The 16,691-nt window shown below is 39.2% G+C and carries 11 protein-coding genes; all 11 read right to left on the reverse strand.

The annotated features are described in order from the left end of the window. Window positions 1-103: 103 nt before the first annotated feature. Window positions 104-1,648: an ADP-ribosylglycohydrolase family protein gene (locus C1721_RS02010; protein ID WP_102406697.1), complete on the reverse strand. Its 1,545-nt coding sequence runs from the start codon at window positions 1,646-1,648 to the stop codon at window positions 104-106. Between the two features lie 221 nt (window positions 1,649-1,869). Further along, window positions 1,870-3,228: a DUF5018 domain-containing protein gene (locus C1721_RS02015; protein ID WP_159063522.1), complete on the reverse strand. Its 1,359-nt coding sequence runs from the start codon at window positions 3,226-3,228 to the stop codon at window positions 1,870-1,872. Between the two features lie 13 nt (window positions 3,229-3,241). Next, window positions 3,242-4,831: a RagB/SusD family nutrient uptake outer membrane protein gene (locus C1721_RS02020; RefSeq protein ID WP_102406702.1), complete on the reverse strand. Its 1,590-nt coding sequence runs from the start codon at window positions 4,829-4,831 to the stop codon at window positions 3,242-3,244. A 12-nt stretch (window positions 4,832-4,843) separates the two neighbouring features. Next, window positions 4,844-8,284, reverse strand: a complete 3,441-nt coding sequence (locus tag C1721_RS02025; protein WP_102406704.1) for a TonB-dependent receptor — start codon at window positions 8,282-8,284, stop codon at window positions 4,844-4,846. A gap of 146 nt (window positions 8,285-8,430) precedes the next feature. Then, a complete protein-coding gene (locus tag C1721_RS02030) occupies window positions 8,431-9,393 on the reverse strand; it encodes a FecR family protein (RefSeq protein WP_102406706.1) in 963 nt (320 codons plus the stop codon). A gap of 78 nt (window positions 9,394-9,471) precedes the next feature. Beyond that, window positions 9,472-10,023 (reverse strand): RNA polymerase sigma-70 factor, encoded by a 552-nt coding sequence (locus tag C1721_RS02035; protein ID WP_102406709.1) that lies wholly within the window; start codon window positions 10,021-10,023, stop codon window positions 9,472-9,474. A gap of 263 nt (window positions 10,024-10,286) precedes the next feature. Beyond that, window positions 10,287-11,333: a ketol-acid reductoisomerase gene (gene ilvC, locus C1721_RS02040; protein ID WP_102406712.1), complete on the reverse strand. Its 1,047-nt coding sequence runs from the start codon at window positions 11,331-11,333 to the stop codon at window positions 10,287-10,289. Window positions 11,334-11,399: 66 nt separating this feature from the next. Next, a complete protein-coding gene (locus tag C1721_RS02045; RefSeq protein WP_102406714.1) occupies window positions 11,400-12,125 on the reverse strand; it encodes an acyl-[acyl-carrier-protein] thioesterase in 726 nt (241 codons plus the stop codon). Window positions 12,126-12,134: 9 nt separating this feature from the next. After that, window positions 12,135-12,692 carry an acetolactate synthase small subunit gene (gene ilvN, locus C1721_RS02050; protein WP_102406716.1) on the reverse strand — a complete coding sequence of 186 codons (558 nt, stop codon included), beginning with the start codon at window positions 12,690-12,692 and terminating at the stop codon, window positions 12,135-12,137. 12 nt (window positions 12,693-12,704) lie between these two features. Then, the gene (gene ilvB, locus C1721_RS02055) at window positions 12,705-14,405 is read right to left on the reverse strand and encodes a biosynthetic-type acetolactate synthase large subunit (RefSeq protein WP_102406718.1); all 1,701 of its coding nucleotides are present in this window, start codon (window positions 14,403-14,405) and stop codon (window positions 12,705-12,707) included. 82 nt (window positions 14,406-14,487) lie between these two features. Then, window positions 14,488-16,323 (reverse strand): dihydroxy-acid dehydratase, encoded by a 1,836-nt coding sequence (ilvD, locus tag C1721_RS02060; RefSeq protein WP_102409195.1) that lies wholly within the window; start codon window positions 16,321-16,323, stop codon window positions 14,488-14,490. Window positions 16,324-16,691: the final 368 nt, after the last annotated feature.

A 16,691-nucleotide genomic window follows, 5' to 3' on the forward strand; every position in this document is an offset into this window, starting at 1 on the left:
TAAACCTCCAAATATAATCCGATATTTTTTAATCAATATTACTTATAAAATGTAAGATAAAGCCGGTTGTAATAATAAAATCATCAACGATAGTACCTGTTTCCTACTGACACGGTTGCTTAGATATTACTTCGCTATCGGTATAAAGGATAACATCCGTCATCCATATATCAGCGCCTTTCACCGGGTTGAGCCACTTACACTTTACGGTATAGTCTCCTTTGGGGAGGTCGTAATTGAAGTATATCTCACGCTTCCTATGGTCGAAGAACTTGGGCATCTTGCTTGTATCAACCAATTTATCATTGAGGTAGATTTCCACTTCCGCCACATAATCTTCGGGAGCTGTACCTTGCAACCATCCTTTCAGAACCAGGGCCGTACCATTGTAATGCAGTGAATCGAACGCGGTAATTGACTTATTCAAGGTTTCCTTACTCAATAAATGCAGGCCTTCAAAGCTAACTTCCAGCCGAACCGGTTCCGGTTTCTGGTAAGCAATGGTTACCGTTTCGCCATCTACTTTACCGCCGTTCTTCTCTATCTCGGCAAGGGCATGCTTCATGCTCAGTTCATAAGCTTTGTTCAATGAAATTGTGGTATGCGAGAAAGGCGTATCGGCAACAGGGTCTAATGCCTCTGTCCAGCAGGCCGGAATATTACTGTAGCCCAACATTGTCCCCAAGATACCGGCTGCCGTAGAAGGGTTGCAGTCCGAATCCTGACCGGCACGAGTTGATATATCCATCGTCTTAAAGAAGTCGCCTTCGCCATACAATAAACCTAATGCAACATAGGCCGAGTTCATTTTTGCCTCTATATCAAAAGGAACTTGAATGCCGTCCGGGCAGGAGATCTCTTCGCTCCACTTCTTCTCTATCTCAAACCAGGTTTGCTTCCAGTCATCCGGATATTGCTTGTGCCAATTAATGACATCACTCACGCATTTATAGAAGTCGCTTTCGGCAGGAATCGTCTTCAAGGCTTCGCTCACAATATAGTTAACATCGTTACTCACGTAGGCCAACGAATACATGGCAGCCACGTAAACACCGCCATACCAGCCATTGCCGTATGACATGATATGTCCGGCACGGTCGCAAATGTCGGATGCGGTATTTGGCATACCGGGCGTCATTACGCCGGCAAAGTCCGCTTCAATCTGGAAGTCTATACAGTCGGCATGTGGATTATTCTTCCAATATCCACAGGCCGGAGGCATCAGTCCGTTCAATAAGTTATACCTTGCGATTTGATTAGCATGATCCAGTGGGTAGCCGGCACGAAGAAAGGCCATGGCAAACGAGTCGGCCGGAGCGTCCGAGCCGTATTTATCAATCACATCTACAAACGTAAGGTCTACATAAACATCGTCATAAAGGCCGGGAGCGGTATCGTACCACTTTTTCACCTCGCCCTTACTCCATGGGATAGGAATATAATCCTGGATAATAGTTCCCACATAACGGAACTCGGTAGGGCCGCCATACGTGCAACCAATCGTCTTCCCGGCCCAGCTTCCCTTCACCTTGTCCAGCAATTGTTCTTTGGAAAGGGTCAAGTTCAACTCCGTTTGTTTCTCCGCGTCCCCGCATCCAAGCAGTGTGAGCGCCAGGCATCCGGCAACAGTAAGCAATTGTGTCTTCATAATTATATTGATTTAAAATAGAATGAGCTAAATACGCCATTTTTTACCAATACTCCGAATATCTTCTCTGCGAAATTCACTGATTATTCCCGATAAAAGATAAACCCAAATTGGTTGTAACCTCATCTATTTTTTATTCTACAATAAAAGTTGTTTTACTGATTCTTTATCCGATCATATCATGAAATAATAAATTATACTCAAATATAAACACAAAGAATTTATTGTGCTGTGTATTTCAACTGATAAGCCAAAACACCGCCGCCAGATGTGCCATTTGCTGCCGTTGTAAATAAATACAAATAGGCCAAATTTCCATCAACCTGTACAGCAACATCAGCATTACGGGTATATCCCCCGGAGAGAATTTGTTCTGAAGTGAAACACATTAAATTACTATATTCGGAGTCACCTGGGACTAACTCCATATATTCATCTTTAGTAATATTATAAACTCGCATTTCCACAGGAGTTCCATTTCCACTCTGAACAGCCATAGCAACAAACTCCTCCTCTCCCATTTTAAAATAATCATAATCGAGAATGGAAGATGGAAAGTTTAGAGGATCCATCTCTTTAAACTCAAACTGATTCTTAATAACGACAAAACGAGAATGCTCTCCGTCAAGAGTGTGCAAAGTACTAATCAATAACTCCGATTCGTCATCTGTCGTCTTTCGTTTTACAGTAGCCCGTTCCCAGTTCTCACTAATTGGAGTAGAATATTTTATAGCACTCCCTGATACTTTTTGTCCATCTTTCAATTCTAACATATAGTATCCATTATCCCCACGACCGGTAGCATAAATAAATGCAGTTCCTTTGTCTATATTTCCAGTTAAAGTCACACGATCTCCGACAAAATCAGGAACTTCATCAGAAGTATAATACCCCAACAACGTTTCAGAACCCGCATCAATATCAATTTTTTTGCACTCGAAATAAGATCCGTAAATACGCCAACTAGTAGCTAAAACATTTCCTGTATCATCTGTATTAATTTGAGAAATCCAAGGATGACTTAAAGGAATATCTTTAATAAAATCACCAGTTGCCTTATCCAAGACTTTCAGTATGGTCGGATTATACGCACAAACAACTAATTCATCTCTAGAAACCGCAATGGAATTCACATTATCAAAATTAACAAACCCCATATCCAATAAATTCTTATACCACAACTTTTTCAATACCATTTTAGGTGGTATGGGAACGACTTTAATAACGTAGTGAGTAGAGACATTCGCTCCATCTGTTACATAAATATCTACCGGCTCAGAAAAATCCATCATCCCCGCCAGAGCCGGTGTAAGTACAGCATTATGTCCAAGACTTGCACGGGCAAATAAAGCTGAAATATCAACCGGGGCTTCTTCAGAAGAAGGAACTTTAATTAATAAAGTATCTCCATCTTCATATGGTCCTTGATTTGAAATACCATATTCCGTCGCAAAACCAGGAACCGTTATATACAAACCATTTAAGCCCTCTATCCGCAATAAAGATTTATCAATTTCCGGTTCCATGCAGCTGATGCACAACAGGCAGAATATTAATGGATAAATATGTATTTTTCTCATAACTCTAAATGTTTTACTTCCATTCATCAAATTGTTCACATTTCAAATTCCTATCCAATTCTAATTTAGGAATCGGAAAACGATTATACTTAGGATCATAATATCGCTTAGCACCTTCATCACAATCGACCAACTCATAAATAAAATCACCATTTTCAGTCTTCACGATTCTGCATCCATGAAAGTTCACCCCGTTCAACACACTTTTAGCTAAATCCCAACGACGCAAATCCCAGTATCTATGTCCTTCAAATGCCAATTCTACAACCCTTTCATGGCGTAGCAATTTCATAAATTCATTCAAATTAGTAGCAGTTACATTCTTCATTTTAGCTCTTTCACGCACTTTATTTAATGAAAACAATGCACCTTGTATATCTCCCTGCCTTGCCAATGCTTCCGCATGAATTAACAGAACTTCAGCATAACGCATGTAATAATATGTTTGCTCACCGGTATTTGCATATCCCGTCAGGCTCTCATCCAATAGTTTTCTGATATAATAACCTGTAACCGTACCCAAATTTCCACTGGCGGTAAATCCATCTTTCCCCCCTACAAACGTTTCTATAGTCGGATTATTCGGCTTTTGCGAAGCTTTCCACGTTGCACCATTGTACAATATCGAAGCATAAAAGCGAGGTTCGCGGTTCTCATATGGAGCAGCAGCCATTTCCGGATCATTCCAATCAAAATCCCGCCCATCAGCCATTTGAAATTCAGAAACACATTCTTCTGTAGGATTAGCTTCTCCCCGACTATTATCAGGATCACTAGGAGGAGCGTAAACTTTATCAAAACTATGCGTCAACTCCGGCGCATGATAGGCATATTCTATAATCGCTTCGTCATTTCTCTTTTCTTTAAAAACATCTTCATAATTGGGTAACAAACGATAAATACCTTTATCTGCCAAAGCAATAACTTTTGCAGCAGCATCCGAAGCCTCTTTCCATCGCTGAGCATATAACATCGCTTTTGCCTTTAAGCCATAGGCTCCACCTTTAGTTATACGGCCACGTTTTGAATCGATCCATTTCTCCGGCAAATTTTCTCCGGCAAAATCAAGATCTTCTGCGATAAAATCCCAGCATTCCTGAGGTTCGCAAATCGGTAGACTTTCCGATGTGATTTCTTTTATTAAAACTACACTACCTTGATGATTTCTTGCCAAATCAAAATACATCATTGCACGAAAGAAACGGACTTCTGCTTCTCCTCTTTTTCGTATCTCATCAGGTAGTTTATCCCCATATTTTTCCGTATCACGTAAAAATTCATTGCAAAAACGAATATGGTTATATCTATTATCCCAAATATTCAATAAATTAGCACTACTAGTTATACGCGTCAGACCTAAAGCCAGATAGTTATAATCGTTGTATCGTTGATTAATCTTAACCAGATCTGATAGCACATCTGTTGCTAACCCAGAACCATACCCATTCAATATTTCATAGAAAGTATAAATACGCATATCGAAATTCTCTTCATTCTCATAAACGATCTCTTCTGAATACCGATCTACCAATACAGGATCAACATTACAAGCCATAAAACAAAATAGCGATAGCACCACAAATATATACTTACAATTTTTCATAATCCTTCAAATTTAAAATATAATATTCAGCCCAAACTCATAAATACGCTGCTGAGGATAATACCCCTGATTTACATCTGGCATTTCAGGATCAAGCCCTTCCAAATGATCTAATGTAAACAAGTTACTACCTGCAACATAGAAACGAATCTTTTCAAGCCCCAAATTATTTACAACTTTTCGAGGTAAGGAATAACCTATTTGCATATTCTTCAAGCGCAGATAGGCCCCATTTCGAATAAAAAGAGAAGACATCCAAGAACCACTTTCTCGACTTTTCGTGCTTAACCGCTCATATTTTGCATCTGTATTGTCGGGAGTCCAAGCTCCTTCCAATAAATAACGAGGAGCATTTCCTCCTGCAAAAAACGGACGTGTATAGAAAGTATGGGCAGGGAAACCTCTATCGGAATAATATCCACAAAGAGCAACATCACAAAGGGCTGCTCCTTGAAAAAAGACATTTACGTCAAATCCTTTATAAGCAGCATTCAAATTTAATCCAAAAGTTAATTCCGGTACATTGCTTCGTCCTATAATAGTCCAATCCTGGTCCATTGTAATACGTCCATCCCCATTCAGGTCTCTCATTTTTGCATCTCCAACTAAAGTTTCCTCACGTGAACCTCCTTCATAAATGGCACTAGCATCAATTTCTTCTTGACTTTGGAATAATCCATCACAAATAAAGCCATATTTTAAACCTGTTGAATGTCCGGTTTTTCTTAACTGTTCAGGAACATTCGGGTCCTCTGATGTCTTTATTACTTTATTTCTTGCAAACGACATATTCCCACGAATTCCATAAGAAACATTCCCCACTGTATTCCGATGAGTCAATGTTACCTCAACACCTCTGTTTTTAACAACCCCATAATTAATTGCCGATGGATAATATCCACCAATTGAAGGAGGAAAGACAGCACTTTGCGATTGAAGAATATCTTTTGTCAACATATAAAACACATCAATTTCAACCCCTAATTGATAATTAAAGAGAGAAGCATCAAGCCCAACATTATAAGAAGTTGATTTTTCCCAAGTTATATCGCTGGGAATACCCGACATTGTCAACTTCCTTACTAATTCATTTCCAATAAAAGCAGAAGGATTAACAGATAACTGAGCCGTTTTCAAATAAGGATAAGCTCCAATATTATCATTTCCTAATTGCCCAACCGAACCACGTATCTTCAAATCATTCAGAAAATCTGCTTTACCTTTCAAAAACTCTTCTTCAGAAATACGCCAGCCAGCAGAAACGCCGGGAAATATACCCCATCTTCTACCCGGGGCAAAATTAGGAGTACCATCTAAACGTCCCGTCACTTCCAACAGATATTTATTATCATAATTATAATTTAAACGCATCACGTATCCGGCACGGTGGAAAAAGGAATGACTCCCCTTCACCATATCATCCAATACAGTTTCTCCATAATTCAAATCCATAATATCCCGGATGGGAAAATCTTTTGCACCAGCAGACATTCCATTTCCCTTATCTCTCACATATTCATATAAAAATAACGCTCCGATTGTATGCTTTCCAAACGTATTGTTATAGTCTAATGAAGTTTGTACTGTTTGTCGTTCTGTATCTGCATACCATTCATTCAAAGAAGCAACTCCTTCACTTGCATATCCGGCAGCCTTCTTTGAATAAGTACCAGACTGTAAATCAAATTCATTAACATAGGCAGATAATAATGAAGATTTTTTTAGTGTAAAGGTTCTGTCATAGGCCATATTCAACTTCGCTTCCAATCCCTTTATAAATGGCAATTTATAACGTAATACAAGATTTCCTTGAAACACAGTACTATTTACTTTCTGGCGGCCAGACTGATCTCGACTGACAATCGGGCATTGATTTTTAGCATTCAAAAAAGTAGCGGTTGGCAATCCATCATACATCTCCGGAAGAAATGGATAAGACAATAGTGCTTGACTAAATAAGGAACTCGACTCGTTCACGCGCCCTTGACCAGCATCTAATGCCGGAGATTTTGTTCTGCTTTCATTTCCATAAGCATTCATCTCCACATAAAAATTTTCTGTAATTTTTGCATCCATATTCATTCTGAAAGTATAACGGTCAAATGTGGTCGATTTTATGATACCTCGTTGATTATACGTTCCCAACGACGCATAATAACGAATACGTTCATTACCGCCATTCACCGATAAATTATTTGAATAAGTAGGAGCAACGTTTTCAAAGAGCAAATCAAACCAATCTGTATTTCCATAAATTCCTTGTGGATCTCCATTTGTTACACGATTAATCACATCTTGTGAAAATGTACGTTTATCTAATGGTATCCCATCCATTTCTTCTGCTTTATTAAACCAATAAACATATTCTGGCCCATCTAGAAATTTAGGAAATTCCGCATTCTGACTTAATGATACAGAAGAATTTAATGTAACAGTAGGTTTCTGCATACTCCCCCTTTTTGTTGTTATCAAAATAACACCGGCAGCTCCACGTACACCATAAACAGCTGAAGCTGTTGCATCTTTCAATACTGTAATATCTTCTATATCATCGCTACTAATATTCGGAAAGTAATCACGAACAACACCATCTACAACAATTAAAGGGTTATTGTCATTTAAAGAAGCATATCCTCGGACAATAATTGCAGCACCGTCATTTCCCGGAGCACCACTCTGCTGCTTGACAGTTAAACCAGGTAAACGTCCGGCCAAAGTTGAAGATAAATTAGTACTTGTCGTTGTCTCCAATTCTTTAGAATCAATATGTACTATAGCACTAGTCAAATTCTTTTTTTTCTGTGTACCATAACCAACAACGACTACTTCATCTAAATTTTGCGTATCTTCTTTTAATTTGATTTCCAATCTATTTTTATTACCTACCGATATTTCTTGATCGACAAAACCGATATAAGTAATACGAAGAATATCGCCTTCTGATACGTCTAATTCAAAACGTCCATCAATATCTGTAATTACTCCTTTATTTGTCCCTTTTATCACAACATTTGCTCCAATAATAGGTTCTTCATGCTGATCTTTCACAATACCCACTATTTTTCGGGACTTAGTAGAAATATTAACTTGATTTTCAATTAATGCCTTTTTCTGAGCAACGATAATCTGATTTCCACTGATTTCAAAACCGATTCCTGTACCTTCAAACAATTGTTTTAAAACATTTTCTACTGTTTGATTTGTCACTTTAATAGAAACAATTCTATTTAAATTCAGAGAAGCGGCATCATACATAAAAGTAAGACCAGATTCTTTTTCTATAATACGAAATGCCTCCTTTAAGGTTACACGACTCAGATTTAAGGTAATGTCTTGTCTTAAGAAACTATTTTCATTTGCATAAGACACCGGTTTAATCAAAATTAAACTAAAAAACAACAAAATGATTTTGAAAAAACACTTTTTAAAATAATAATTCGTTCGTTTATTCATAACTTTGCAAAAATCAAAGAGGAAACTTGCATAATACACAACTGCAAATCCTGTATTATGCGTTAACTTCTCAAGGAAGGGTCGTTGTTATGCGACCCTTTTTTAATTAATCATTTCTATATTATTTCATAGGCTAACATTTTTATCTATTTAATATTCACGTTCTTTTTGTCATACGTTATTTCCATTGGATTTATACGTGACATCATTCTCAATACTTCATCTAGTTGCTCTGTTGTAATAGTAAACGTATACTTATACTTATTTTTTAAATTCCCGTCTAGTGTAATATTCACATCATACCATTGACTTAAATACTTTACAACTTCACCCAAATTTTTTTCTTCTATCTTAAGCTTTTCATGCGCCCATAAAGCATTAAAATATGCATCTACATTTTCTATAAAAGTATCACCCGTATTTTTATTTAGAACTGCTGCTTCACCAGGTTTTATCCATAACGGACTATCTACTGATGTTTTCTGAAATGATATTTTACCAGATAAAAGACTAACCATCAATTTTTCCTTCGTCGAGTTTATACTAAATGAGGTACCATATACTTTTACCAATGATTGATCAATATTGACAAAGAACGGATGTATAGAATCCTTCTTAACCTCAAGATAAGCTTTACCTTTTATCTGTATTTTACGATTCTCCGGAGAAAAGTTACTAGCATATATAATCTCAGAATTAGGAGCTAACCAAACCTGAGTTCCATCAGGAAGATCTATTTTACTTTTGCCATTTAACGTTGCATATTGAAATGTAACAGGAAGTTCTCTGCCCGAATGTTTTATTATATATAATGACGAAATGGCAATTAATAGGATAATAACCGCCACTGATCTATAAATCAATTTAAATGGGATAGTTACAGTTTTAACGCTTTTCGAGATACGACTATTTATTAGTTTCCAGGCCCTAGCTTTATCAGGATTAAAAAATGAAGCTTGATATTGAATCGTATTCCATATTTTCTCTACATCACTTTGTAAATCCGATGAAGAAATATCTTTCTCATCCGTTGAAAGTTTAGAGGAATCCAAAGATTCTCCTCTCTTTAACTTATTTACTATATATATCCAAAAATCGTGTTTCATCATAATAGGCTCTTTATATAAAAGTCACCCAATGAAAACAGAACACGTAATCCTATTTGTGTATTTAACAATAACTAACAATCACCAAAGATAGGTATAGTTATTTCCCAGATATTGACGAATACGTGATAAAGCATTGGATATATGGGTTTCTACTGTTCGCAAAGACAAATTTTTGAGATCTGCAATTTCTGCATTTGTAAGGTTCTGTTCACGACTCATACGAAAAATTTCACTACATTTTTCAGGTAAAGATAATATTGCTTCTTGTATTAGATTTTGTAGTTCATGTAATTCAATATCTTCATTTTCACATGATATATCATAAGGTATTTCATCACAGAATACAATACGCCGATTATCCCTATAATAATTTAATGTTCTATTCTTTACTGCTTGAAATAAATAAGATTTTAAGGTTAGTTGTATATTCAGTTGTTCACGCTTATCCCATAAATAAACAAATAAGTCTTGAACAATCTCTTCTGAAGCAAATGTATCATTCAAGCTTATATTAACAAAACGGCACAACGGCACATAATACTTATCAAAGATAAGTTTAAAAGCCTCTTTATTCCCTACCCGTAACTGGTTTAAGAAAGCGATATCATCTATTAATGTACTGTCGCCCATGATATCCTTTAAATATATTTACACAACAAAGCTTATAAGACAGAACTGTGGGTATCCAATGAATCATAATAGTAAAAATCTTCTTATTAAAAGTTCCATTAATGGCACTTCTCTTATAATTATACTGCAATAATAACAAAAATATTTAAAGTAAAACCCATATTTACTAATATACTTACCTATGAATTAAAGGGTCTTCGCTTTGGACATTAACAAAAAAGGCGAGGAATACACCTCGCCTTTCAATATCTATATTGAAAATATTAATTGTTCTCCGGACGCAATTTGCGAACAACAGCACCTGCACGCCACATTTCGCTTTCGCGCAAGGCTTTCAGTTCCTTTTCAAGGCCTTCACGATAGTTAGGTTTGCTGTTTGTATCAATAGAACGCTGAGCTTCGTTGCCGCAAGCCACTTCGCTGTACAGTTTCTCAAATACCGGCTTTGTTGCATCATGGAACGGGCCCATCCAATCCAAAGCACCACGTTGAGCAGTGGTAGAACAGTTTGCATACATCCAGTCCATGCCGTTTTCTGCAAACAATGGCATCAAAGACTGAGTCAGCTCTTCAACGGTTTCGTTGAATGCTTCCGATGGTTCGTGTCCATGCTCGCGCAATGTTTCATACTGTGCCAGCAGCAAGCCTTGAATAGCACCCATCAAAGTACCGCGTTCGCCTGTTAAGTCAGAATATACTTCCTTTTTAAAGGTGGTTTCAAACAAATAGCCTGAACCAACGCCAATACCTAATGCGATTACACGATCCCAAGCCTTGCCTGTAGCATCCTGAAAGATTGCATAGCTGGAATTCAACCCGCGTCCCTGCAGGAACATACGGCGCAAAGAAGTACCCGAGCCTTTCGGTGCAACCAGGATAACATCTATATCCGCAGGAGGAATGATATTTGTACGTTCTTTGTATGTAATACCGAAACCATGAGAGAAATACAGGGCCTTACCCGGAGTCAGGTATTTCTTAATACGAGGCCATACTTCAATCTGTGCCGCATCCGAAAGCAAATACTGGATAATTGTACCTCTTTCGCAGGCTTCTTCAATATCAAATAAAGTTTCGCCGGGTACCCAACCGTCTGCTACTGCCTTATCCCATGTTTTACCTCCTTTACGTTGTCCAACGATGACATTGAATCCGTTGTCACGCAGGTTCAAACTCTGCCCCGGTCCTTGAACGCCGTAGCCGATAACTGCGATAACTTCATCTTTCAACACCTCTCTTGCCTTTTCCAACGGAAACTCTTCGCGGGTAACTACGTTCTCGTCTACACCGCCAAAATTCATTACTGCCATTTTCTTATTACTATTAAAATGTATATATAAATAATTTGTTCTACTATAAATTCTCGTTATAACGTGCTATTTCCATGTAACCGCCGCACGGCAGATGGCTTTCTCTTCATGGCAAATAGCCATGTCGTACTTTCCGGGAGCTGCTTCCGCCAAATGCAGTCCAAGCATCATGCCGTATTTGCCTTCTGCCTGATAAGCTATTTCAAAACGGCTTATCTCCTTCTCACGAAACATCCCTATATCGAATAAATCCAGCAGATGTTCCATGTATTTGATGCTATTCAGATGTCCGTTTATATCTAAATCGCTATATTTTACCTTATAAGGAACACCTTCCGTTTTCGCTTCGACGGGAACAATCTTGCCGGGCTTTTCTATCGGACAGGGGCGGTCTGATATATAGGAACTCAACCCTTCCACATCCAATAATGTAGGACGCCTCGTCTCCATATCGATAGCAGCCCATATAGAACGGGCAAACCCGAAAGTCTTTCCTTCTCCATTTGCCAACTCAAAGCAGCGGCTGGTAAAAAGACGTCCTACTTCGTCTACCCATGTATAGACAGTTATAGACTCTGAACTCTTAGGATAATCCATTATCTCGATGGCCAAACGGGATAAAACCCACGCTGTATGCTTTTCGGTCATATCACTATATCCGAATCCCCGATTCGCGGCATGTATGGATGCGGCATGTATCAGGTAGTTTCCTATCATCGGAATCGTAACACGACCACGAAAGTCCATCTGGTACGATTCGGTATCGAAATGAAATTCTCCTATCTTATTCATATCTATTTATTATTCTTGTTGCCTGTCATGTAATTTACGTTCCATCTCCGCCAACATATCACTAAGACGTTCCACCTTACTTTTAGTAATAGCAATACGCCCTGAACGGATAAATTGAAGAACGCCTATACTCTCACTCAACTCTTTGAAAAGAGCTTGTGTTTCATCGTAATGCCCGCTTTTCTCCAATACTACACACGTTTCATTCATTTCCAGGATACGGGCATTATACTTGCGGATCAGGTCTTCAACCGTCCCCATCTTGATAAACAGTTCGGTACTCAGTTTATAAAGAGCTATTTCCTGATAAACCAGATCTTCATCCGTATTATAATAAGCTTTCAGAATGTCTACTCGCTTATCAATCTGCTTTACAACCTTATCAATCGTATCCTCGTCGGCAAAGGTAGTGATCGTAAACTTATGGATACCTTTGATTGCGGAAGGAGAAACCGAAAGTGTTTCAATATTCAACTGCCGGCGCGTAAAGATAACTGTAATCTGATTCAGTAGACCTACAATATTCTCTGAAAAGATAATAACGGTATATAAATTCTTTGTTGTCATAACTTGCCCTCCTTACTTATCACCCATAATAATATTGGTTACTGTAGCGCCAGCGGGAACCATCGGATAAACCATTCCTTGCTCTTCTACATCTACGACTAACAGATAGCCACCATCATGTTCCAACATTTCACGAATAGCACCATCCAGTTCTTCACGTTTCTGAACTTCACGGGAAGCAATATGATAAGCCTTCGCAATAGCTACGAAATCCGGATTCTCCATAATTGTAGAAGAATAACGCTTATGATAAAACAACTCCTGCCACTGACGAACCATTCCAAGGAAGTTATTATTCAGTAAGATAATCTTTACATCCAGGTTCTCCTGCATAATTGTCCCTAATTCCTGAATAGTCATCTGCAAGCCTCCATCACCGGTAAAGAAACAGACTGTACGGTTAGGAGCACCTACTTTAGCGCCAATAGCAGCCGGAAGGCCAAAGCCCATTGTACCCAAACCTCCGGAAGTCACAACACTACGGGTTTGCTTATATTTAAAGTAACGTACGCCCATCATCTGGTTCTGACCAACGTCCGTAACCAATACGGCATCGTTGCCTGTGGCTTCGGATACTTTACGTATCACTTCACCCATCTTCAGATAACCTTGTTCAGGATGCAGTTCTTTAGCGATTACTTTGTCATATTCTTCTTTTTCATCCGGATCGAACTCGGCATTCCATTCAGTACGTTTGCGTTCTTTCAATAAAGCGGTAATCAACGGAATTGTTTGCTTCGCGTCTCCCAGCACCTTTACATCAACCAGAACGTTTTTCCCTATTTCAGAATTATCAATATCCAGATGGATAATTTTAGCCTGCTTTGCATACGTCTTTAAATCGCCCGTTACACGGTCATCAAAGCGCATGCCTATAGCTATCAGTACATCACATTCATTCGTCTTACGATTCGGCCCTACATTTCCATGCATGCCCAGCATACCTTTATTCAAGGGAAAATCGGAGGGCATAGCAGATAAGCCCAAAGTTGTAGAGCCTGCCGGTATATCATTCTTTTGCAAGAATTCCATCAGTTCCTTTTCCGCGCCACCTAAAATAACACCTTGCCCAACCAGGCAAAACGGTTTATCGGCAGCATTTATTAAATCCGCAGCTTCTTTAATACGTTCCGGCTTAACATCGGGTTGCGGTTGATAACTGCGTATAAAATCAATTTTTCTATACGCATACTCCACCAATCCGACTTGCGCATCTTTCGCAAAGTCGAGGACAACCGGACCTGGCCGCCCTGTCGATGCTATATAAAAAGCACGTGAAACAGCCCATGCAATATCTTCCGGTTTACGTATCTGATACGCCCACTTTGTAATAGGTTGCGTAATGCCAATCACGTCTATTTCCTGGAAAGCATCCGTTCCCAACAAAGGAGAAGCCACTTGCCCTGTGATTACAACCAACGGAGTACTGTCCATCATTGCATCGGCAATACCGGTCAATGTATTCGTTGCTCCCGGACCGGAAGTAACCAATGCTACGCCTACTTTTCCGGAGACTCGTGCATATCCTTGTGCAGCATGGGTTGCCCCTTGCTCATGACGTACCAATATGTGTCTTAACTGATCTTCATAATCATACAGACAATCATACACAGGAATAACAGCTCCACCCGGATAACCGAAGATTGTATCTACTCCTTCTGCTATCAGCGATTTCAGCAAAGCTTCCGAACCGGTAATCTTTTGTTTCTCCATAAAAACAATGTGTTTAGTGTGTCAATTTGCCAACATGCCAACCATAAAACAGTCATTCTTTCATTGGCATATCGGAACATTATTAATCTTCTACTATACGAACTCCGCCTTTATCGGCAGACGCAACCATCTTGCCATATGCTTTCAATGCTTTTGAAACTTCACGTTGACGGAAAGGAGGTGTAAACGCTTTCTTTCCACGAGCTTCTTCCGCTTTCCTGCGTTCAGCCAATTCTGCATCGCTTAATTTTACATTTATAGAACGATCCGGTATATTTATTTCGATAATATCCCCATCTTTAACCAAACCAATAGCACCACCAGAAGCAGCTTCCGGTGATATATGTCCAATAGACAGGCCGGATGTACCGCCACTAAAACGTCCATCGGTAATCAAAGCACATTCTTTTCCCAAATGACGACTTTTAATATAAGAAGTAGGATAAAGCATTTCTTGCATACCCGGTCCGCCTTTTGGCCCTTCATAAGCAATAACTACGACATCACCGGAAACGACTTTTCCACCCAAGATGCCCTCACAGGCAGCATCCTGCGAATCAAAAACTTTGGCAGGTCCGGAGAATTTCCAGATGCTTTCATCTACACCGGCAGTCTTTACAACGCAACCATCAATAGCGATATTCCCTCTCAATACAGCCAAGCCGCCATCTTTGGAATAAGCATGTTCCACATCACGGATACAGCCTTCCGCACGATCCGTATCCAATTCTTTATAATATGTCTCCTGCGATCCCATCTGAATACTGAACTTATGGGCCGGAGCGCTCTTATATTTCTTTACAGCTTCTTCGGTTACATTAGGGGATGTAACAGCAAATTTGTCTACAGCTTCTGCTAAAGTCAGTCCGTCCACGCGTTTTGTACTTCCGTCCGCCAGTCCGGCTTTTATTAACTCTTTCATAATACCTATAATACCACCGGCACGGTTTACATCCTGCACATGATACTTATGGGTATTTGGAGCAACCTTGCACAAACAAGGTGTTTTACGCGATAACATATCAATATCATCCATATGGAAATCGGCGCCTGCTTCCTGAGCAACAGCCAACAAGTGAAGAACCGTATTTGTCGATCCACCCATTGCAATATCCAGAGACATCGCATTTAAAAATGCCTGCCGGGTAGCGATATTACGAGGTAAAATCGAATCATCACCATCACGGTAATATTTATAAGCATTCTCTACAATTTGTTTAGCCGCATCCCGAAATAACTGTATACGGTTTTTATGAGTGGCAACTATCGTTCCGTTTCCGGGCAAAGCCAAACCTATAGCTTCATTCAAACAGTTCATGGAATTTGCGGTAAACATACCGGAACAACATCCGCAGCCAGGGCAAGCATGGCGTTCTACCTGGGCAATACGTTCATCGCTAACAGACGTGTCGGCAGCTTCAATCATAGCATCTATCAAATCCAGATGACGATCATCCAGTTCGCCGGCTTCCATAGGGCCACCGGAAACAAATACGGTTGGTATATTCAATCGCATGGCAGCCATCAACATTCCCGGAGTAATCTTATCACAATTGCTGATACAAACCATTGCATCTGCCTTATGGGCATTTACCATATACTCTACGCTGTCTGCTATAATATCGCGGGAAGGAAGAGAATAGAGCATTCCGTCGTGCCCCATAGCAATACCATCATCAATGGCAATCGTATTAAATTCGGCTGCAAAACATCCCAGTTTTTCTATCTCCGCTTTTACCTGCTGTCCTATCTCATGCAAATGTACATGCCCGGGAACAAACTGAGTGAATGAATTGACAATAGCAATAATCGGCTTACCGAATTGCTCTTCTTTCATGCCGTTGGCACGCCACAAAGCACGTGCACCTGCCATTCTGCGGCCTTCTGTGCTATATGAACTTCTTAACGGATTCTTCATCATCTTTCTTTCTATTTAATGCGGCGAATATTTCCGCCATAACCTGTTATACATAAAATAAAAAAGCCCTTCTCTATAAGGAGAAAGGCTTAAGAATATCTTTACGACTTCACAACATCTTACACACCTTTCTCCTTACCTACTAATGACTAGAAGGACCACCACGAGAATAATATGCAATACATTGTTCATCATTTCATGTCTTTATTTCGTTAGACGCTGCAAATGTAGAACAATAATCGTAACAAGCAAAGGATTTAAAAGAAATTTCTTTCTTTTTCTTTCAATTATTAATAAAAACGACATATTACGATTGCATTTTAATATGAATCAATACCCATTTATACTAATTCAACATAGAACAAGCG

The organism is Parabacteroides bouchesdurhonensis (assembly GCF_900186615.1).
Taxonomy (GTDB): domain Bacteria; phylum Bacteroidota; class Bacteroidia; order Bacteroidales; family Tannerellaceae; genus Parabacteroides; species Parabacteroides bouchesdurhonensis.